The sequence below is a fragment of the Streptomyces sp. NBC_00249 genome (assembly GCF_026342355.1).
Lineage (GTDB): Bacteria > Actinomycetota > Actinomycetes > Streptomycetales > Streptomycetaceae > Streptomyces.
Genome location: NZ_JAPEMV010000002.1, coordinates 807,281 through 826,952, shown reverse-complemented (window position 1 = coordinate 826,952; position 19,672 = coordinate 807,281). Strand labels below are relative to the sequence as shown.

23 protein-coding genes are annotated in these 19,672 nt (G+C 71.8%); 17 read left to right on the top strand and 6 right to left on the bottom strand.

Going from position 1 to position 19,672, the window contains the following annotated elements:
* The first annotated feature begins 27 nt into the window (after positions 1–27).
* Positions 28–816: an IclR family transcriptional regulator gene (locus tag OOK31_RS12570; RefSeq protein ID WP_267012526.1), complete on the top strand. Its 789-nt coding sequence runs from the start codon at positions 28–30 to the stop codon at positions 814–816.
* Positions 813–1,223 (top strand): RidA family protein, encoded by a 411-nt coding sequence (locus OOK31_RS12565; RefSeq protein WP_267012525.1) that lies wholly within the window; start codon positions 813–815, stop codon positions 1,221–1,223. The genes OOK31_RS12570 and OOK31_RS12565 overlap by 4 nt, the downstream gene beginning before the upstream one ends.
* Positions 1,224–1,281: 58 nt before the next feature.
* Here the strand turns inward: OOK31_RS12565 and OOK31_RS12560 are convergent, their stop codons facing one another.
* Positions 1,282–2,616 (bottom strand): M14 family metallopeptidase, encoded by a 1,335-nt coding sequence (locus OOK31_RS12560; RefSeq protein WP_267012524.1) that lies wholly within the window; start codon positions 2,614–2,616, stop codon positions 1,282–1,284.
* Positions 2,617–2,742: 126 nt separating this feature from the next.
* On the bottom strand, positions 2,743–4,437 hold the full coding sequence (locus OOK31_RS12555) for a chitinase (RefSeq protein WP_267012523.1): 1,695 nt from the start codon (positions 4,435–4,437) through the stop codon (positions 2,743–2,745).
* Between the two features lie 375 nt (positions 4,438–4,812).
* Between OOK31_RS12555 and OOK31_RS12550 the strand changes: the two genes are divergently transcribed.
* From OOK31_RS12550 to OOK31_RS12485, 14 genes are all read left to right on the top strand, one after another.
* On the top strand, positions 4,813–5,745 hold the full coding sequence (locus tag OOK31_RS12550; RefSeq protein ID WP_267012522.1) for a hypothetical protein: 933 nt from the start codon (positions 4,813–4,815) through the stop codon (positions 5,743–5,745).
* Positions 5,746–5,784: 39 nt separating this feature from the next.
* Positions 5,785–6,486 carry a Flp pilus assembly protein CpaB gene (gene cpaB, locus OOK31_RS12545; RefSeq protein ID WP_267012521.1) on the top strand — a complete coding sequence of 234 codons (702 nt, stop codon included), beginning with the start codon at positions 5,785–5,787 and terminating at the stop codon, positions 6,484–6,486.
* 8 nt (positions 6,487–6,494) lie between these two features.
* Complete coding sequence (locus OOK31_RS12540; protein ID WP_267012520.1) at positions 6,495–7,787, top strand: AAA family ATPase; 1,293 nt, start codon at positions 6,495–6,497, stop codon at positions 7,785–7,787.
* 3 nt (positions 7,788–7,790) lie between these two features.
* A complete protein-coding gene (locus tag OOK31_RS12535; RefSeq protein WP_267012519.1) occupies positions 7,791–8,174 on the top strand; it encodes a TadE/TadG family type IV pilus assembly protein in 384 nt (127 codons plus the stop codon).
* Between the two features lie 4 nt (positions 8,175–8,178).
* A complete protein-coding gene (locus OOK31_RS12530; RefSeq protein ID WP_267012518.1) occupies positions 8,179–8,547 on the top strand; it encodes a TadE/TadG family type IV pilus assembly protein in 369 nt (122 codons plus the stop codon).
* Positions 8,544–9,899 carry a CpaF family protein gene (locus OOK31_RS12525; RefSeq protein ID WP_267012517.1) on the top strand — a complete coding sequence of 452 codons (1,356 nt, stop codon included), beginning with the start codon at positions 8,544–8,546 and terminating at the stop codon, positions 9,897–9,899. The genes OOK31_RS12530 and OOK31_RS12525 overlap by 4 nt, the downstream gene beginning before the upstream one ends.
* On the top strand, positions 9,896–10,834 hold the full coding sequence (locus tag OOK31_RS12520; RefSeq protein WP_267012516.1) for a type II secretion system F family protein: 939 nt from the start codon (positions 9,896–9,898) through the stop codon (positions 10,832–10,834). Before OOK31_RS12525 ends, OOK31_RS12520 begins: the two co-directional genes overlap by 4 nt.
* 14 nt (positions 10,835–10,848) lie before the next feature.
* The gene (locus OOK31_RS12515) at positions 10,849–11,751 is read left to right on the top strand and encodes a DUF5936 domain-containing protein (RefSeq protein WP_267012515.1); all 903 of its coding nucleotides are present in this window, start codon (positions 10,849–10,851) and stop codon (positions 11,749–11,751) included.
* A gap of 7 nt (positions 11,752–11,758) precedes the next feature.
* The gene (locus OOK31_RS12510; RefSeq protein WP_267012514.1) at positions 11,759–12,832 is read left to right on the top strand and encodes a sensor histidine kinase; all 1,074 of its coding nucleotides are present in this window, start codon (positions 11,759–11,761) and stop codon (positions 12,830–12,832) included.
* Entirely contained in the window at positions 12,829–13,512 is a 684-nt protein-coding gene (locus OOK31_RS12505) for a response regulator transcription factor (protein ID WP_267012513.1), read from the top strand. The genes OOK31_RS12510 and OOK31_RS12505 overlap by 4 nt, the downstream gene beginning before the upstream one ends.
* Before the next feature lie 125 nt (positions 13,513–13,637).
* Positions 13,638–13,874, top strand: a complete 237-nt coding sequence (locus OOK31_RS12500; protein WP_267012865.1) for a hypothetical protein — start codon at positions 13,638–13,640, stop codon at positions 13,872–13,874.
* The gene (locus OOK31_RS12495; RefSeq protein WP_267012512.1) at positions 13,871–14,512 is read left to right on the top strand and encodes a pilus assembly protein TadG-related protein; all 642 of its coding nucleotides are present in this window, start codon (positions 13,871–13,873) and stop codon (positions 14,510–14,512) included. Before OOK31_RS12500 ends, OOK31_RS12495 begins: the two co-directional genes overlap by 4 nt.
* 45 nt (positions 14,513–14,557) lie before the next feature.
* Positions 14,558–15,127, top strand: a complete 570-nt coding sequence (locus OOK31_RS12490; RefSeq protein ID WP_267012511.1) for a hypothetical protein — start codon at positions 14,558–14,560, stop codon at positions 15,125–15,127.
* Positions 15,128–15,131: 4 nt separating this feature from the next.
* Positions 15,132–15,779, top strand: coding sequence for an OmpA family protein (locus OOK31_RS12485; protein WP_267012510.1), 648 nt, complete (start codon positions 15,132–15,134; stop codon positions 15,777–15,779).
* Here OOK31_RS12485 and OOK31_RS12480 read toward each other — a convergent pair.
* Positions 15,768–16,295 carry a TetR/AcrR family transcriptional regulator gene (locus tag OOK31_RS12480; protein ID WP_267012509.1) on the bottom strand — a complete coding sequence of 176 codons (528 nt, stop codon included), beginning with the start codon at positions 16,293–16,295 and terminating at the stop codon, positions 15,768–15,770. The two genes, OOK31_RS12485 and OOK31_RS12480, sit on opposite strands and share 12 nt — an antisense overlap.
* 125 nt (positions 16,296–16,420) lie before the next feature.
* Here OOK31_RS12480 and OOK31_RS12475 point away from each other — a divergent pair, with 125 nt between their 5' ends.
* On the top strand, positions 16,421–16,843 hold the full coding sequence (locus tag OOK31_RS12475; RefSeq protein WP_267012508.1) for a nuclear transport factor 2 family protein: 423 nt from the start codon (positions 16,421–16,423) through the stop codon (positions 16,841–16,843).
* On the opposite strand, the gene OOK31_RS12470 is transcribed toward OOK31_RS12475, so the two are convergent.
* From OOK31_RS12470 to OOK31_RS12460, 3 genes are read right to left on the bottom strand one after another with little or no spacing between them, the layout of a single operon-like run.
* Positions 16,840–17,940 (bottom strand): caspase family protein, encoded by a 1,101-nt coding sequence (locus tag OOK31_RS12470; protein ID WP_267012507.1) that lies wholly within the window; start codon positions 17,938–17,940, stop codon positions 16,840–16,842. The two genes, OOK31_RS12475 and OOK31_RS12470, sit on opposite strands and share 4 nt — an antisense overlap.
* A complete protein-coding gene (locus tag OOK31_RS12465; protein ID WP_267012506.1) occupies positions 17,941–18,309 on the bottom strand; it encodes a hypothetical protein in 369 nt (122 codons plus the stop codon). It lies immediately after the preceding gene.
* Positions 18,306–19,661, bottom strand: a complete 1,356-nt coding sequence (locus tag OOK31_RS12460) for a tetratricopeptide repeat protein (protein ID WP_267012505.1) — start codon at positions 19,659–19,661, stop codon at positions 18,306–18,308. The genes OOK31_RS12465 and OOK31_RS12460 overlap by 4 nt, the downstream gene beginning before the upstream one ends.
* Between the last annotated feature and the right edge of the window lie 11 nt (positions 19,662–19,672).

Genomic DNA, 19,672 nt, shown 5'->3' with positions numbered 1-19,672 from the left:
GCGAGCAGGCCGAGGAAGGGGTACGGCGTGAGCCAGTCGGTGGAGCGGGCGCTGCTGATCCTGCCCGCGCTGGCCAAGGGGCCCGCCGGGCTCGGTGAGGTCGCCGGGGAGCTGGGCGTGCACAAGAGCACCGCGCTGCGCCTGCTGCGGACCCTGCACGCGCACGGGTTCGTCTACCGGCAGGCCGACGGGCGCTACCGGCTGGGCGCGCGGCTGTTCGCGCTCGCCGCGGAGGCCGTCGAGGGCCTCGACGTCCGCGAGATCGCGCATCCGCACCTGGTCGCGCTGAACGAGGCCACCGGGCACACCGTCCACCTGGCCGTCCACCAGGACGACGAGGTCCTCTACATCGACAAGGTCGAGAGCCGCTACCCGGTGCGGATGTACTCCCGCGTGGGCAAGCCGGTGCCCCTCACCGTGGCCGCCGTCGCGAAACTGCTGCTCGCGGACCTGCCCGAGGCCGACCGCCGCGCGCTGGCCGGGCGGATCGACTATCCGCGCTACACCTCCCGCTCGGTCCCGGACGCCGACGCGTTCCTGCGCGAGCTGGACCTCGTACGCGAACAAGGATGGGCCAGTGACCTCGGGGGCCACGAGGAGTTCATCAACTGCGTGGGCGCGCCCGTGCGCGGGCCCGACGGCCGGGTCGTCGCCGCGCTGTCGGTGTCGGCCCCCACCGTGGTGGTCACCGCCGACGGGCTGCTCGAGCTGCTGCCGCTGGTCCGGCGTACGGCCGACGCGGTCGGCCGGGACTACTCGGGAACCCCCGCCGGATCCCCCACCCCAACCCCCTCGGAACACCAGGAGAGCGCGTGAGCGAGAAGACCGCCGTCATCCCCGACACCCACACCGTCCCGCCGGCGAAGTTCTCGCACGGGGTGCGCAAGGGCAACATCCTCCAGGTCGCCGGCCAGGTCGGCTTCCTCCCGCACGTCGACGGGCAGCCGCCGACCCCGGCCGGGCCGACGCTGCGCGCGCAGACCCTGCAGACGCTGGAGAACGTCCGCTCGGTCCTGGAGGCCGGCGGCTCGGGCTGGGACGACGTCATGATGATCCGCGTCTACCTGACGGACACGGGCCACTTCGCCGAGATGAACGAGATCTACAACGCCTACTTCGATGAGCAGGGCCTCAAGGAGGCCCCCGCCGCCCGCACCACGGTCTACGTGGGCCTGCCGGCCGGTCTGCTGATCGAGATCGACGCGCTCGCCGTCCTGGACTGAGACCGGCGACGGCGAAGGGGTGCCCCCCTGGCGGTGGGGCGCCCCGTGTCACACGGTCCTACGAGCAGTACTGGGCTTCCTTGCCGATCGAGCGGTACATGCAGTCGGCGTTCTCCAGGAGCTGGAGCACGGCGTCCTTGTTGCGTGCGGTCTCGCGGTCGATGACCTCGTCGGGCGGGTAGAAGCCGCTGGAGCCGGCGTCGGTCGGGTACATCTCGAAGGTGTAGGCGAAGATCTTCTGGTTGCCCCACAGCCAGTCGTCGATCGTGCCGTCGGTGATGTACAGGTCGCTCGACTGCTCGGGCGTGTAGCCGTTGCTCGACGCCATGCTGGTGCCGATCTTCTTGTACGCGGCGAGGTCGTCGGCGGTCAGGCCGGGCGCGGTGTCGTTGTAGGTCCAGCCGAAGGGCCAGAGGACGAGCTCGCTGTACGTGTGGAAGTCGATCGCGGCCTTGATCTGCTGCTTGCCGCCGACGACGCGGCTGCGCACGAAGTCGGAGACGGCCTTGACCTCGGGCGCCGACTCGGCGGCGGGCCCGCGGTAGGTCTCGGAGCTCTTGCTGGAGCTGGAGCCGCCGCAGCAGCCCCACTTGTAGTTCCAGTTGCGGTTCTCGTCGGTGCCGACGGCGGAGGAGCCGCTGTTGGGCTGGCGGTTCTTGCGCCAGGACCGGTAGGAGCCGGTGGCGATGTCGTACTCGCCGCCGTCGGGGTTGAGGTCGGGGATGATCCAGATCTCGCGGCCGTTGACCATGTTGGTGATGCGGGAGTCGCTGCCGTACTTGGAGCCGAACTCCTTGAGCAGGTACAGGGACATTTCCACGGTCAGGTGCTCACGGGCGTGCTGGTGGGCCGTGAAGAGCACCTCGGGTTCGGCCTCGTCCGTGGCCACGTTGTCGCTGATCTTGATCGCGACGAGGTCCCGGCCCTGGTACGACTTCCCGATGACCTGCTTGCTCATGATCCCGGGGTACTGGGCGATGCGCTGGTCGATCTCCGCGCTCGCCTCGGCGTAGTTGTGGTAGCGCGAGTCCGCCGACGGGAAGTCCATCGGGCTCGCCGCGACCCCGCGTTCGGTGCGGTCCGGCGGGCCGGGCAGGGCGGTCAGCTCGTAGCCGAGCGCCCGGAGCTTCCTGGCCTGCGCGGTGTCGGCGCTGACCACGACCGAGCGGGCGTCCACCTCGTCGATCGAGACGCCGGTCCTGAGGAGGGTGGTGCGTTCGGCGGCCGTGGAGGGGCCCTGGATCTCGTACTGGACGATCGCCTCGTCCTCGGTGGCGGTGGACGGGACGGGCGGCGGTGCTGCCGTCGCGCTCATGCCGTAGGCGGGTGCGCCGAGCGCGAGCGCCAGCAGGGCCGCCGTGACGGCGGCCCTCCGGCGGGTGTGGAGCCGCATGCGTTCTCCTGGGTGGGGAGTGTGGGGGTAGCCGTGCGGACGCGCACAGCGTGCTCTTGTGGCATGTCCTGGTCAAGACTCGGTGGTCTTCGCCGAGCCGAAACCGGCCACCCCCACCCCTACCGCCTACGGCAGGCCGTGGACCTTCGGACCCACCGTGTTGGACCAGGTGCTACCCGCCTTGGCGTCCCAGTTGGTCGACCAGGTCATCGCGCCGCGCAGGCCCGGGTAGGTCTTCGACGGCTTGAAGGTGCCGCAGCCCGTGCCCTTGGTCAGGCAGTCCAGGGCGTTGTTGACGATCGCCGGGGAGACGTAGCCGCTGCCCGCGCCGCTGGTGGAGGCCGGGACCCCGATGCCCACCTGCGAGGCGTCGAGGCCGCCCTCCAGCTGGATGCAGGCCAGGGCGGTCAGGAAGTCCACCGAGCCCTGGGAGTAGACCTTGCCGTCGCACCCGTTCATCGCGCCGCTGTTGTAGTACTGCATGTTGACGACGGTCAGGATGTCCTTCACCGCCAGGGCCGTCTTGAAGTAGCCCCCCTGCGTCGACTGCATGTCGATGGTCTGCGGGGCCATCGTCAGCACGAGCGAGGGGCCCGCCTTGGCCGACAGGGCGCGCAGGGCCTGCGTCATGTAGGTCGGGTTGAGGCCGTTCTCCAGGTCGATGTCGATCCCGGTGAAGCCGTACTCCTGCATCAGCGCCCAGGCCGAGTTCGCCAGGTTGTTCGCGGAGGCGGAGTCGTTGACCGAGATGGTGCCCTTCTCGCCGCCGATGGAGAGGATGACCGACTTGCCGGCCGCCTTCTTCGCGGCGACGTCCGCCTTGAACTGGGCCACCGTGTAGCCGCCGAGGCCCGCCGAGTCGAGGTTGAAGGTGATGGCGCCGGGCGTGGTCGTGGCGTCGGCGAAGGAGACCGCGATGATGTCGTACTGGGCGGAGACGTCGGAGATCTTCTGGACGGTCGCGCCGTTGTTGAAGTTCTGCCAGTAGCCGGTCAGCGCGTGCTTGGGGACGGCCGGGTTCGGGTTCGGACCGCCCCCGCCGGTGGTGGTGCCGGTGACCGGCGCGGACTTGGGGCCCTCGCCCGCCGCGTTGTACGCGCTCACCTGGAAGGAGTACGAGGTGGAGGCGGCCAGTCCGGTGACGGGCGTGGAGGTCCCGGACACGGTCTGGACGCGGACGCCGTCCTGATAGACGTAATAGCCGGTGGACCCGCTGACCGCGTTCCACGAAAGGGTGAGCCCGCTGGAGCTCTGGCCGGAAACGGCGGCCCCCGCCGGGGCGCCCGGGACGCTCGGGCCGGGATCGGTGCCGCCGCCCCCGTCCGGGCCGAAGACGCTGAACTCGTCGACGGTGTACGCCGGCTGGCCGTACCAGCCGTGCGTCCAGACGGTGACCTGGGTGGTGTTCGGGCCGGTGGTGAAGGTGGTCGAGAGCTTCTGCCAGCCCGAGCCGGAGCCGGGGGTCCAGGTGGAGACGTCCTGGGTGCCGGTGCCGGTCGCGCCGAGGTAGACGTACGAGCCCTGCACCTGGGTGCTCAGCGTGTACGTGGAATTCGGCTTGACCGTGACGGTCTGGCTGCACTGCGCGTTGTCCGAGCCCGCCGGGGTGGCCCTGAGGGCGCCCGCGCCGGCGAACACCGGGGAGGTGACGACGGCGCCGGAGCCGCCCGAACAGGACCAGTTGGACAGGCCCGACTCGAAGCCGCCGTTGCGGGCGACGTTGATGTCGGCGGCCTGGGCCGTGCCCGCCGCGAGGGCGGTCAGCCCGCCGGCGGTCAAGGTGGCCGCGCCCAGCAGGGCGAGGGAGCGTATGCGGTTCACGTGGGCTCCGTGGGGGGAGGAAGGGAGGCGGGGGACGGGGCTGCGGGAGCGGGGGAGTGGGGGTCCCCCGTGAACGGACGCCGGGGCAACTCCCGGTGCGGCCAAGTTGGTCCAGACCAATCCCCGTGTCAAGGGTCTTTGCGAAGTGGCTTGAAATGAACGGACGCCCGATCCCTGTTGTCCGGGTTTCCGATCACCTGTGACATGTGCTTCCGGCACAGGAATTCCCAAGGCCCTGCCCCGCCAGCGGGGACGCGGATATGGTGCTCGGGCATGGGGGGAAGAGCGTCGATCGTTTGCGGTCGCGCAGTACGAGCGCGTACGTGACGACCGCGTGAACGAGGCGCGGCGTAACGGGTGAACGGGGGGATTCACGTGCCGACCGCGATTGCTGTCACCAGCGCCGACCTGGTGCTGCCGGCGCCCGACCGGCACACCCCGGGCGCCGCCGTCCTGCGCCCGCCCGGCGAGGCCGACCTCGAGGGCGCGCTCGCCGAGACCTCCGCCCTGCTGGAGCGCCACGGCCACCTGGTCGTCGTCGTACCGTCCTGGCTGCCGCCGGCCACCACCCGCCGGCTGCACACCGTACGGGCCATCCTGGAGACCGACCGGATCGCGCTCCTCGACCTCGACCTCCCGCCCCTGGGCACCGCCGTGCTGGTCCGTCAGCTGCGCCAGCTGACCGTCTGCGACTTCAGCCCCGGGGTGATCGCCTCGGCCGCCCGGCTGCTGTCCCACTACATCTACGCGGGCGCGCTGCTGGGTACGGTCGCAAAGCTGGACCGGGTCCCCGTCGGGCTCAAGGCGCACGCCCGGTCCTGGTCGCCCAGCGCCCAGTTCGCCGTACTCGCCCACCCTGCCCCGCACCTGGCCAAGCTCCCGCCCGCCTCGGGCGCGGGGGCCGCCACCGCCCCGGCCGCCGGGGTGCTGCCGCCCGGGCCGGCCTTCGCCACGCACCTCACCTTCGCGCGCGGCCAGCTCACCTCCGACTGGGTGGCCGCCGAACTGGCGCCCGCCTGGCAGGTGCAGGGCGTCATGGAGAACCCGCTGCCCGCCGACTCGGCCGGCTGGTGGGCGACCCCGAAGCTGGTCGAGTTCGCCGCCGCCATCCCGGACGTGTCCGTGCTCTACCAGCTCGTCGCCTCGGTCCGCCGCGAGGAGTGCCGCTGGTGCGGGTTCGAGCTCATCGGCAACCGCTGCGGCTTCTGCTCCGCCCCGCTGACCGCCCCGCCCGCCACCCCGCCGCCCCAGGCCGCCTCCGCGGCCCTTCCGGCCCGCTCGCGCACCCGCTCCAGATCCCGCTCCTGACCGGCCCGAACGAACGAAGAACGGCGAGGTAGTACGGCCATGAACTCACGCCAGCGCCGCGGCGTCATCCTGCTCCTGCTGTCGGTCCTGTGCGCCCTCGCGGCCTTCGGCGGGGTCCTCGTGGTCATCGGCGACGTGAACTCCAAGGTCGGCGCCGAGACGGTCGCCTACCGGGTCAAGGGCGACATCGCGCCGTACAGCGCGCTCAGCGCAGGCCAGTTCGAGCAGATCACGGTCCCCAAGCGGTGGCTCTCCGACACCGCCGTCACCGACCTCGGCGCGCTCAAGGACAAGATCGCGCTGACCACCCTGAAGAAGGGCTCGCTGCTCCAGGCGGACATGTTCGTCGACAAGCCGCAGCTCCAGCCCGGGGAGCAGGAGATCGCGATCATGGTCGACGCCGCCACGGGCGTGGCCGGCAAGATCACCTCCGGCGCGAAGGTCAACATCATCGCCACCTTCAAGGGCGCCAAGGACACCGACCCGGCGCGCTCGGTGATCATCGTCCCCAACGCCCGCGTCCTCGGAGTCGGCAAACTGACCTCCCTCGACAAGGACGGCAACAAGCAGGGCCCCGCCGAGGTCGTCCCGATCACCTTCGCCCTGAACACCAAGGACACCCAGCGCGTCGCCTACGCCGAGTCCTTCGCCGAGCACGTCCGCCTGGCCCTGGTGGCCCCCGGCACCGACTCCGCGCCCACCCCGGGCGACCGCACGTACACCCTCGACGGGGACAGGTGAGCCGCCCGATGACCACCCGCATCCTCCCCGCCGCCGGTGACCCCGACGCCGCCCGCGCCGTCCTCGCGCTGCTCAGCCAGCTCCCCGACGCCGAGCCCGCCGGCCCCGTACCCGACTCCACCACCCTCCTCGACACCCTCGCCCGCCTCGCCTCGGAGTCCATCGACGAACTCCCCGAGGTGGTCCTCGTCCACGAGCGGATCGGGCCCGTCCCCGCCCTGGACCTCATCCGCGAAGTCGCCCTGCGCTTCCCCGCGGTGGGTGTGGTCCTGCTCTCCTCCGAGACCGGCCCCGCCCTGTTCTCCGCCGCCATGGACTCCGGCGCGCGCGGCCTGATCAGCCTCCCCCTCGCCTACGAGGAACTCGCCGCCCGCGTCCAGGCCGCCGCCCAGTGGTCCGTGGGCGTACGCCGCCACCTGGGCCGGGGAGCGGACACCCCGGCCGGCCCGGGCGGGCGGGTCGTCACCGTCACCGGGGCCAAGGGCGGCGTCGGCACCACCTTCACCGCGGTGCAGTTCGCGCTCGCGGCGGCCGCCGCCGGGCGGCGCACCGCGCTGGTGGACCTCGACCTCCAGGCCGGCGACGTCGGCTCCTACCTCGACGTGCAGTTCCGCCGCTCCATCGCCGACCTCGCCGGGATCCAGGACATCTCGCCCCGCGTCCTGCAGGACGCGGTCTACGACGACCGCACCGGCCTCGCCCTGCTGCTGGCCCCGGCCGAGGGCGAGCGGGGCGAGGAGGTCGACGAGCGGGCGGCCCGGCACGTCATCGGCGCCCTGCGCGCCCGCTACGAGATCGTCGTCATCGACTGCGGCACCCAGGTGACGGGCGCGAACGCCGCCGCCGTGGAGACGGCCGACGTGGCGGTGCTCGTCACCACCCCGGACGTGGTCGCCGTCCGCGCGGCGAAGCGGCTGGTGCGGATGTGGGAGCGGCTCCAGGTGCGCAAGGCCGAGGACACCACCATGGTGGTCAACCGCTGGAGCAAGCACACCGAGATCCAGCCCGCCCTCATCCAGAAGATCACCAAGACCCGGGCCACCCGCACCCCCGTCCCCGCCGCCTTCAAGGAACTCCAGGCCGTCGTGGACGCGGGCCGGGTGCAGGACCTCGACAACCGCTCCACCGTCAAGCAGGCCCTGTGGACCCTCGCGGGCGAACTCGGCCTCCTCACCGCCGCGCAGGACCCGTCCGTCCCGGCCCAGGCCGCCGCAGGCGGCGCCTCCGGCGGCTCCGGATCGGCCCTCGCCGTCCGCGCGGCCGGCCCGGTGGCCCGCCTGCGGCGCGGCCGGGAGGGCTGACGGATGGCCGCGCGCGGATCCGTACGCGGGGACCGGGGAGCCCGGGACCGGGGCCAGGTGGCCGTCGAGTTCGTCGGCATGGTCCCCCTCATCCTGCTGCTCGTCGCGGCGGTGTGGGAGTGCGTACTGATCGGCTACGCCTTCTCCCTGGCCGGGAACGCCGCGGACGAGGCGGCCCGCGCGGGCGCGGTCAAGGGCGACGGGGCGTGCGCGGCGGCGGCGGGGGAACACATCGGGGGTGCCTGGAACATGGGGACCCCTCACTGCCGGAAGGAAGGCGACGTCTACAAGGCGACGGTCAAGCTCCAGGTCCCCGTCCTGTTCCCCGGGCTCAGCTTCGGCGAGATCGACGGCACGGCCGGCGCCGCGATGGAGAGGGAGGAGTGACGGCATGAGCCGACGCATCCGCTCCGACCGGGGCCAAGTGGCCCTGGAATACATCGGTTTCGTCCCGATCCTGCTGTTCGTCGCGCTCTGCGGGATCCAGCTCGGCTGGATCGCCTACGTCCACGAACAGGCCGACACCGCCGCGCGGACGGCGGCGCGGGTGGAGGCCCGCAAGGGCTCGGGCGGGGCGGCGGCGGGCCGGGCGGCCGTCCGGGGCGGCCTCACCGCCGACGTCGACGTGACCAAGGACGCCGACGCCGTCACCGCGCGCGTGTCCATACCGATCAACTCGATCATCCCCGGACTGGACCCGAAGCCGGCCACGGCAACGGCCGTCATGCCCAACGACGACCCGAACGGAGCCCGACCGTGAGCCTGCGTTCCCGGGTCAGCACCCCCGACGACCGCCATGGCCCCCGCGAGGACGGCCGCCTGGTCTCCTCGTACCGCGCCAAGCTGCTCGAGGAGATCGACCTCGCCGAGATGTCCGCGCTCGCGCCCGCCGAGCGCCGGGCGCGCCTGGAGCGCGTACTCGGGCACATCATCAGCCGCGAGGGCCCCGTCCTGTCCACCGCCGAGCGCGCCCAGCTGATCCGCCGGGTCGTCGACGAGGCCCTCGGACTCGGCGTGCTCGAACCGCTCCTCGAAGACGCCTCCATCTCCGAGATCATGGTCAACGGCCCGGACCAGATCTTCGTCGAGCGGGCCGGCCGGGTCGAGCAGCTGCCGCTGCGCTTCGCCTCGCACGAGCAGCTGATGCAGACCATCGAGCGCATCGTCTCCACCGTCAACCGGCGCGTGGACGAGGCGAATCCGATGGTCGACGCGCGCCTGCCCAGCGGGGAGCGCGTCAACGTCATCATCCCGCCGCTGTCCCTCACCGGCGCCACGCTCACCATCCGCCGCTTCCCGCGCGCCTTCACCCTCCCCGAGATGATCGCCCTCGGCTCCCTCGACGAGCAGATGCTCCTGCTGCTGTCCGGGCTGGTGCAGTCGAAGCTGAACGTGATCGTCTCCGGAGCCACGGGCACCGGCAAGACCACCCTCCTCAACGCCCTCTCCGCCCTCATCCCGGAGGGCGAACGCATCATCACCATCGAGGACTCGGCCGAACTCCAGCTCCAGCAGGCACACGTCATCCGCCTCGAATCCCGCCCGGCGAACGTGGAGGGCAAGGGCCAGATCACCATCCGCGACCTCGTACGCAACTCCCTGCGCATGCGCCCCGACCGCATCATCGTCGGCGAGGTCCGCGGCGGCGAGACCCTCGACATGCTCCAGGCGATGTCCACCGGCCACGACGGCTCCCTCGCCACCGTCCACGCCAACAGCTCCGCCGAGGCCCTCACCCGCCTCCAGACCCTCGCCTCCATGTCGGAGGTCGAGATCCCCTTCGAGGCGCTCCAGGACCAGATCAACAGCGCCGTCAACGTCATCGTCCAGCTCACCCGCTTCGGCGACGGCTCGCGCCGCGTCACGGAGATCTCCATCCTCGACTCGCACGGCCGCGAACCCTTCCGGATCACCACCGTCTGCCGTTTCCTCGCCCAGCCCATGGGCGCCGACGGCCGGGTGCAGGGCTACTTCGCCTACCACCCGCTGCCGCGCCGGACCGCCGAGCGCCTCTACATGCACAGCCAGCCGATCCCCCAGGCCTTCGGGGTCGCGCCGGCGGACGACCCGTACGACCCCTTCGACCCGCTGACCTCCCGGACCGTCCTGTGACCAATGCCGTCCTCCTCACCCTCGGCGCCACCCTGCTGGCCGGCCTGCTCGTGATCCTCGGCGTGCACGCGTACTCCTCCGGCCACGCCCAGCGCGCCGCACTCGTCGAACGGCTCTCGGCGAGCGGCGAACCGCCGCCGTCGGGGCGCAAGCGCCGCTTCCCGGGCGTGGACCGCAGGCTGCGCCGGACCAGGCTGGGCCGGCGCATCGAGCTGAAGCTCGCCACCACCGGACTGGACCTCACCCCGGGCGAGTTCTTCGTCTACATGCTCCTCGCCGTCGCCGGGATCTGGCTGATCGCCTCCTCCCTGCTGGCCCCGTTCTTCGGGCCGGTCGCCGGCCTGATCGGCATCTGGGCCGCCAACGCCTTCCTCACCTGGCAGCGCACCCGGCGCACCGAACGCTTCATCAACCAGCTCCCCGAGCTCGCCCGGATCCTCGCCAACGCCACCCAGGCCGGCCTGGCCCTGCGTACGGCCATCGGCATGGCGGCGGAGGAACTGGAGGCGCCGGCCGGGGAGGAACTGGCCCGGGTCGCCGACCGGCTCGCCGTCGGCCACTCCATCGAGGAGTCCCTCGGGGAGATCGTCGACCGGCTCCCGTCGCGCGAACTGGTCGTCCTGGTGTCCACCCTCGTCCTGTCCGCGCGGGCGGGCGGGGCCATCGTGGGGAGCCTGCGCAACCTCACGGTGACGCTGGAGCAGCGCAAGGAGACCCGCAGGGAGATCCGTACGCAGCTCTCGCAGGTGACGGTGACCGCGTACCTGGTGCCCGCCATCGGGCTGGGCTCGCTGCTGCTCGTCAACACGATGATGCCCGGCGCCCTGGACCGGATGACCGGCGCGTTCGTCGGGCAGGTCGCCGTCATCGTGTCGCTCGGCCTGTTCGCGCTGGGCTTCGTCCTCATCCGCCGCCTGTCGAAGATCGACGTCTGAGGGGGCGAGGACACATGACCGCGTACCTACCGCTGCTCCTCGCGCTCGGCGCCGCCCTGTCCGTCTTCGGCGTCCTGTACGGCATCCGCCTCTACCGCGCCGACGTCACCCTGCCCTCGGACCTCGCCCTGGCCCTGGAGGTCGGCGCGTCCCGTACGACGGCGGTCGGCTCGGTCGTCGACCGCCTCGGCATCCGCTGGGCGCCGCTGGTGCTGCGGCTGATGGGCCCCAAGCAGGTGGCGCGCAAACGCCGCCAGATCGACATGGCGGGCAACCCGGCGGGCCTCACCATCGACCGGTACGCTGCCCGGCGCGCGGTCTACGGCTTCCTGGGCGGGCTCGGGGCGCTCGCCATGCTGATGAACGGCCGCCTCGTCTTCGCCCTGTTCATGGTGGCGTTCGGGCTGTTCTGGATCGAGGTCGGCCTGTGGTCGGCGATCCGGGTCCGCCGGGACCACATCGAGCGGATACTCCCGGACTTCCTCGACGTCCTCGCCGTCGTCGTCAGCGCCGGGCTCGGCTTCCGGCAGGCGCTGGAGCGGGTCGCGGACAAGTACGAGGGCCCCTGGTCCGACGAGATCCGGATCACCCTCCAGCAGATGGACATGGGCGTCAGCCGCCGCCAGGCCTTCGACGAACTGCGGCGGCGCAACGACTCCGAGCAGGTCGCGCAGTTCGTCACCGCCCTCCAGCAGGGCGAGGAGCTCGGCTCGCCGATCGTGGAGACCCTCATCGCCATCGCCGAGGACATGCGGCGCACCGACGCGCAGAACGCGCGGCGGCGGGCGGCGCGGGCCGTCCCCAAGGCCACCTTCGCCGTCACCATGTTCATGCTGCCGGGGACGCTGATCCTGCTGGTCTGCGGCTTCGTCTACGGCGCGAACGTGGACTTCGGCGCGCTGCTCGGGGGCGGGTGAGGTGACGATGGCTACTGTTCTCTCCCCGCGGATCGAGACGAACGCCCTCCGGAACCTCTGCCGGCAGGTCCTCTCCCTCCGCCTGGTGATCACCGCCGTCGGCGCCCCCTTCGCCCCGTCCGGCACGGCGTTGGCGGCCCTGGCCCTGACCTTCGTGCTCTCGTACGCCCTCCACCGGGGCTGGGAGCGCTTCGGCCCGCTGCTGCTGCGCCACCGGTGGCTGCTGGTGGCCGACATGGCCTTGACCGGACTCCTGCTCGCGGCGGCCGGCCCCACGACCCCTGTCGTCGGCCTGGTCGCGCTCGGCACCCCGCTGCTGGCCGGGCTGGTCCACGGGTGGCGGGGCTCGGCGGTGTACGCGGCCGCCCAGGCGGCGGCGGTGGCCGCGCTCGGGGGCGGCGTCACGCTGTGCCTGCTGTGCGGGGTGGCCGGTGCGGCGGCGTCCTCGGTACGGGGGCTGCTGCCGCGCTTCGCGGAGGCCGTACGGGGGGCGGCCGCGCGGGCCGAACGGGAGCGGCTGGCCCGGGAGATGCACGACTCGGTGTCCAAGACCCTGCACGGGCTGGCCCTGGCGGCGGACGCCCTGACCCGCACGCCGGACCCGGAGCGGCTGCGCGAACAGGCCGCGCTGGTCGCGGACGCCGCCCGCACGGCGTCGGCGGAATCCCGGGCCCTCCTGACGGACCTCCGGGCTCCGGCCCTCGTCCCGGCCCTGCGCTCCCTCACTTCCGCCACCCCGGGCGCCTCGCTCACCCTGAGCACCGGCCTCCCGTCCCTTCCCCCGCCCCTGACCCACCACCTCCACCGCCTCGCCGCCGAGGCGGTGGAGAACGCCCGGCGCCATGCGTGTGCGGCGCACATCGCGATCGGCCTCTCCGCCGACGCGGACGCCCTCACCCTCACGGTGGAGGACGACGGCATCGGCCTTCCGGCCGGGGGGCCGGACCGCCCGGGGCACTTCGGCCTGCTCGGCATGCGCGAACGCGCGACGGAGATCGGCGCCGCCCTGCACCTGGGGCCCCGCCCGGCGGGCCCCGGCACCCGGCTCTCGCTGGTCCTCCCGTTCGGCGGCGCCTCATGACCCTCCGCGTCCTGATCGCCGACGACAACCCGGTGGTCCGCGCAGGCCTCGCCACCCTGCTCGGCACGACCCCGGACCTCCAGGTGGTGGCCCAGGCCCGCGACGGCCACGAGGCCCTCCACCTGACCCGGCTCCACACGCCGGACGTGATCCTGCTGGACGTCCGGATGCCGGGCGTCGACGGCATCTCGGCGCTACCGCACCTGGTGCGGCTGGCCCCGGTCCTGATGCTGACGTACAGCCAGGAGCCCGACATCGTCCGCGAAGCCCTGCTCCTGGGCGCGGGCGGCTACCTCGTCCACGGCGAGTTCACCGCCGACGACCTCCTCCGCGCGGTCCGCGACACCCACCAGGGCCGCCCCCACTTCACCCCGTCGGCGGCCAGCGCCCTCCTGACGGAACTCCGGGCCTCTTCGCAACAGCAACGAACTGTGCCATCCTCGACGGAGCGCATGCACAACTCTGTTGCCTTCGGGCTGAGTTCGCGGGAGGTGGAGATCATGGACCTGATCGCGTCCGGCATGAACAACCAGCAGATCGCCGGCGCCTGCTTCATCAGCGAGAAGACGGTCAAGAACCACATCAACCGCATCTTCGCGAAGCTCCACAGCACCACCCGCAGCGAAGCGATAGCCCACTGGCTGGGAACCGCCCGTCCGGGAGCAACCGGCCATGGCTAGAAGGAACATGCAATGGGTCCGCTTTTGGGCCCCGAGACCCTTGGTAACGACCGGTGACACGGCGTACCGTCCGCAAACCAACAGCGGCACCGGCCCGGGAGGGAACCCCCATGTCACAGAACTCGCTGCTGAAAGCGTCCGTAGAGGCCAGGATCCGGCTGACTGGATGGACGGACACGACGGTGACCCGCATCCGCAAGCGCTACGCGAACCTCGACCGGGGCCAGACCGCCTTCGAGTACCTGGGCATCATCCTGGTGGTCGTGGTCATCATCGGCGCGATCGCGGGCTCCGGTATCGGGACTGCGATCAGCAACAAGATTGCGAAGGCGGTCGAGTCCATCAAGGCCGGCGGCAAGTGACATTGGGCAAGCCGCGAGATCACGGGCAGGCCTTCCCCATCTACGTAGTGGTGGTGGCAGGCCTGCTCTTCGCTGCGCTTGCCTTCTTTGTGATCGGCCAGGCCTCGGTGACCCGAAGCGATGCCCAGGGGGCTGCGGACGCGGCGGCTTTGGCAGCGGGGCGGGAAGCCAGGGACGGTGTGTTCCTCGACCTCGATCTCGCGGCACTGAAGCCCGACGACTGGACCAAGATCTTGGCCGGGAAGTTCTTGAAGGCGAAGGGTGCCTGCGCGGCGGCCGAGGCCTTCGCAGCCAAGAACGCGGCGACGGCGGAGTGCAATCCGGATGTGCCTCGGTTCACTGTCACGGTCAGAACCGATAGGACGGTGGGGGAATCGGTGATCCCGGGCACGGAGGGCATGCACGGAACGGCCATGGCCACGGCTTTGATCGAGGCTCAGTGCGTGTTGGGAGCCGTGGTGGCTGCTCCGAGTGCCACCCCCACGGAACCTGCGGGGGGCGCTTCGCCCGCGCCTTCGCCGAGTTCGCCGGCAGTGACATTCAGCTGCCACGGGGATCCGGTCCGGCTCGACCCGCTGAAACCGGGTTCGCTGCGTGAACTGAGCAGGAAGCTATTCAGCGTGCGACTCGTGGGCTGAAAAGGAACGAGAGACAAGGGCAGGGCGTAGATGAGCATTCGGCGCATGGTGAAGGCTCGTGGGGGAGCGACCGTTGCGGTTGCGGCGGTCATGGTCCTCACGCTGGCCGGGTGCGGTGGGGGCGACAAGCCGGGGGACTCTCCGAAGCCCACCGAAGGTAAAGGACAGCAGGGATCCTCGCAGGCCCCTGTGCCCAACGGGAGCAAGGCGCCGACACCGGTGGAAGTCATCGCCACGGTGAAGGGGCAGGCCGGGATCCTCTTGGACCTCAACTCGGCTGTTCGTGACGCCGGGAACTTCATCACGGTGAGCGGGCAGATCAAGAACAGCGGCACTGAAGCGTTTGTGGAGACGGCAGCTTGGCGAGGGGAGGAACCAAGTGCGAGCGCGGCGTCGGTAGCAGGCGCCACCATGGTCGACAGGCAGGGCAAGAAGCGCTATTACGTGCTTCGAGACACGGAGGGCCAGTGCTCCTGCACTACCGGCCTCACCCGAATCGGTCCTGGGGAATCGGTCCCCTTCTTCGCGCAGTTCCCGGCGCCGCCGCCAAGCGTCAACACGGTTGACTTCACCATCCCCACGTTCGCCACGGCAACCATCAAGATTTCCGGGTGACGCCATGATTCGAAAGACTCGCCACCACCGCGGAGCGGCTGCGATCACGGTCGCCGGACTCGTTGTAGCTGGAGCACATCTTCTCGGCGCTACCTCTGCCTACGCAGACGAGGTGAAGCCCTCGGTTCCTCCGGGCACCGAGCCGTCGGCGTCGGCGGCACTGCCTATTGACGCCAACTCTCCAGGGCTGAAACTCCCGCAGGGCGGCACGCTCGCCCCGCCGAAGATCCTTGATCTGGTGGAGGTCGTCGAGGATCTCGGGGGTGAGCAGCGGCGGCAGGAGACCAACCAGACCGTCATGATGGCCCTGCAGTCCGAAGTCCTCTTCCCCGAGAACAGTGCCGTCTTCAACGCCCAGGCCGCCGCCCGGATACAGGCCATCGCGAACGAGATCAACCAACAGAAAGCCACCCGCGTCCGCGTCTTCGGCTTCACCGACGACCAAGGCACCTACGAGCACGGCAAGGAACTGTCCAAGCAGCGCGCCGACGCCGTGCAGGCGGAGCTGGCGAAGAGCGTCACCAGCCAGGGCGTCACCTACGACGTGCGCGGCTACAGCGAGGACTACCCGATCGCCGACAACGGCACCGAGGAAGGCCGCAAGAAGAACCGCCGCGTGGAGATCACCTTCCCGCGCGGCTCAGGCGGTTAGCCGCTCCGCCGCCTCCCGGGCCCGGCGGGCCGGGTCCGGGCCGGGGGTGAGGGCGGCGACGACCGTCGCGCCCTCGACGAGGATCAGCAGCTGGTCGGCGACGGCCGGGGAGTCGGTCAGGGTGCCGAGCAGTGCGCGCAGCTCCGTCTTGTGGCGGCGTACGACGTCCAGGACCCCGGCCGGCCCCGCGCCCAGCTCCCCGTACGCGTTCACGAACGCGCAGCCCCGGAAGCCCGGCTCCGAGAACCACGCCTCGAGCCAGTCGAAGACGGCCGCCACCGGGGCGTCGGGGGCTGTGGCGACGGCGTCCCGCAGGCCGGCCGTCCAGCGGCGGTCCCGCCGCTCCAGGTAGGCGGTGACCAGGGCTTCCTTCGCCGGGAAGATCCGGTAGAGCCGCTTGAGCGGGACGCCGGACTCCGTGCGGATGCGGTCCATGCCGACGGCCTGGACGCCCTCGGAGTAGAACAGCGCCTCCGCCGCGTCCAGCAGCCGGGTCCGGGCCTCTTCGTCGTCCATGAAGGCAGCGTAGCCGAATTCCCCTTGCGTGGAGAACGGTCGTTCTCGTAGGGTTCGGCGCAAGCGGAAAACGATCGTTCTCCGCTCCACCGCCCCCCCGCCCCCCCGCCGCAGAGAGGTACGCCATGTCCGAGCCGACGACCCGCCCGCCCCTGCCCCCCTTCACCGAGGAGTCCGCCCGCGCCAAGGTGCAGGCCGCCGAGGACGCCTGGAACAGCCGCGACCCCGAGCGCGTCGCCCTCGCGTACACGGAGGACTCGGTGTGGAGGAACCGCGACCGGTTCCTCACCGGCCGCGCCGAGATCCGCGAGTTCCTCACCGGCAAGTGGGAGCGCGAGCTCGACTACCGCCTCCGCAAGGAGCTTTGGGCCTACACCGGCAACCGGATCTCCGTCCGCTTCGAGTACGAGTGGCACGACGCCTCCGGCCAGTGGTGGCGCAGCCACGGCAACGAGCAGTGGGAGTTCGCCGACGACGGCCTGATGCGCCGCCGCGAGGCCAGCATCAACGACGTCCCGATCACCGCCACCGACCGCCGCCTCGGCTAGGCCGACCGCCCCCGCTGCCGCAGCAGCGTCCGCAGGTTGTCGCGGGCTTCGGCGAACCCGGCGTCGGCGGCCTGGCGGAACCATTCCTCCGCCTGCGGGAGGTCCCCCGTGTGCCACGCCTGGACCCCGAGGGCGTTCATCGTGGCGGGATCCCCGGACTCCGCCGCCCTACGGCGCCACAGGCCCGCCTGTATGCCGTCCCCCCGCAGGCTGAGCAGCCGGGCCAGCCGGAGCATGCCGTCGGTGTGCCCGGCCTCGGCGGCCAGCCGGTACCAGTGCGCCGCGTCCCCGAGCTCGCCGATCCGCTCCAGCCGGGTGCCCTCCTTGACCATCGCGGCCGGGTCCACGGTGTCCGTGTACGCCCGGTTCCGGGCCAGCGCGAGCCTGCCGACGGTACGGGTGTTGCGCTGCTCGGGGCGCGGATGCCCCTTGGCGGGCAGCGCCCGCGCCAGGTGCTCGTGGATGCCCAGCAGGGTGAGGAACTCCGCGGCGTCCTCCGACCCGCGGTGCAGCAGGTCCAGCAGCTCACCCGTGTACGCCGTGTACCGCGCGGCCGACGGGGCGTGGGACGGCCGGTTCGCGGGCGAGGAGGCGAGGGTGCACGTCCCGGACACCGCCAGCTGGCCGGAGACCACCGAGGTGTCTGCGGCCATCAGGTCGATGGCCTGCCCGGAGAAGCAGCAGTCCAGGACCAGGACCCGGCTGGCGGCCCGGGCGGTCGCCAGGGTGCGGCGTACCAGCCCGAACGGCACCCCGGTCCAGGCGATCAGTGACGGATCGCTGGAGGTTCCGGGCAGCGACAGGTACAACTCCCCGTCCGGGCCCACCAGTCCGTGTCCGGCGTAGTAGACCAGCAGGAGGTCCTCCGCCTCCGCGGCCGCCTCCACCAGCCGGGCTCCGACGGCGGGAAGGGTCTCCTCGTCGACCCTGGGCACGCAGTGCCGGTCCGACAGGGCCGTCCCCCACGGACTGCGCAGCACGTTCGCCAGGTCCTCGACGTTGTTGAGCACGGCGGGCAGATCGGGCAGATCGGGATCGGTGTACCTGCTGGACCCCAGCAGCAGCGCCCGGGATCTGACCGGGTCGGGCAGCGGCATTCACCGCTCCAGGGCGCGGCGCACCACGGCTTCCACGTCCATCTCCGGCACGTCCCGCACGGTGATCCGTACGCTCCGCCCGTCCGGGCCGGTGACCTCGATCTCGGCGGACGGCCGGCGGTGCCTGATCCACACCGACAGCGAGGCGGCCAGGGCCGTCCCCGCCCCGCCCGCGCCGAGGGCCACCACCAGTACGTCGGCCAGCGCGCCCATCTCGTCGGGGCGCGGCGAGGGCCGCTCGATCGTCGCCCGGCCGCGGAACTCGTCCTCCCGCGACAGCCAGCCCGCCAGATCGGCCAGCTCCGCGGCCGCCCCGTCGCCGGTCAGCCGGACCCGTGCCCGCATCGCGCCCTCCTCTTCGCCGCTCAACCTTGCCCCTTCGCTTTCCGTACGGCCCTCAGGTCGAGCAGCGCGGTGGGGCTGCCGGCGTCGACCGCCAGCCGGCACCACCGTTCCGCGTCGGCCTGGTGTCCCATGTCGTCCAGCACCAGCCCGAGCAGGGCCATGGCGTTGTGGCTGCCGGCGGTGGCGGACCTGAGCAGCCACAACTCGGCCCCCTCCAGATCACCGCGGTCCTGGTGCAGCCGCCCCATGTGGAACATGCCGAACTCGTGTCCCGCCTCGGCGGCCCGCAGGTACCACCGCTCCGCCTCCGCGAGGTCCCCGGCCTTCTCGGCCCGCTCTCCCACCTTGAGCATGGCCAGGGCGTCCCCGCCGTCGCCCGCCTTGCGGAACCACTTGTCGGCCTCCGCGTCGCCGCCGCGTTTCTGCAGGACGACGGCCAGCCTCATCGTGGCGTGCTGGACCCCGGCGTCGGCGCCCTGGCGGTACCAGCGCTCGGCCTCGGTGAGTTCGCCGCGCCGCTCCAGCAGCCCGCCCAGGGCGTCCATCGCCAGCGGCATCCCGGCCTCGGCCGCCTTCCGGAACCAGCTCTCGGCCTCGGCCGCCCGGCCCGATTCGTCGAGCAGCATGCCCAGCAGGGTCATCGCGCGCAGGTGCCCGGTCTCCGCCGCCTTGCGGTACCACTCCTCGGCGTCGCCCGTCCTGCCGAGCTGCTCCAGCATCATGCCCAGGTCGAAGGCCGCCGGGACGTGCCCGACCGTGGCGGCCCACCGGAGCATCGCCTCGGCCTCGGCGTGTGCCCCGCGCTGTCGTACGAGGCTCGCGGTGTGGGTGACCACCTCGGCCATGACGACGAAGGCCTCCTCCGCGGGCACGCCCTCCGCCTCCGCCTCCGGCACGATCGTCGAGGCCTTCCGCAGCAACGCCTCCGCCTCGGCCGGGTCGTTGCGCTGCTGCGCCAGACGCGCGAGCTCCCGTAACACCTGGACCCGGATCAGGGCGCTGCCCTCTGCCTCGACCGCCCTGCGGTACAGCTGCTGGGCCCCGGCGATGTCGTTGCGCCGCGCCAGCAGGTTCCCGGCCTTCCACATGCCGAAGACGCTGCCGGCCTGCGCCGCCTTCTCGTACCACTCCAGCGCCCCGGCGAGGTCGCCGCGTTCCTGGAGGATCCCTCCGAGGGCCCCCATGGCGAAGGCGTGCCCGGCCGCCGCGGCGGCCCGGGTCCACTTCTCGGCCTCGGCGCCCTCCCCGCGGTCCTTCAGCAGCCCGGCCAGCCGGATCATCCCGTCGGAGTGCCCCGCCTCGGCGGCCCGTCCGTACCACTGCTCGGCCCCGCGCAGATCACCCCGCTGCTCCAGCACCCACCCCAAGGGCACCATCCCCCTCGGGT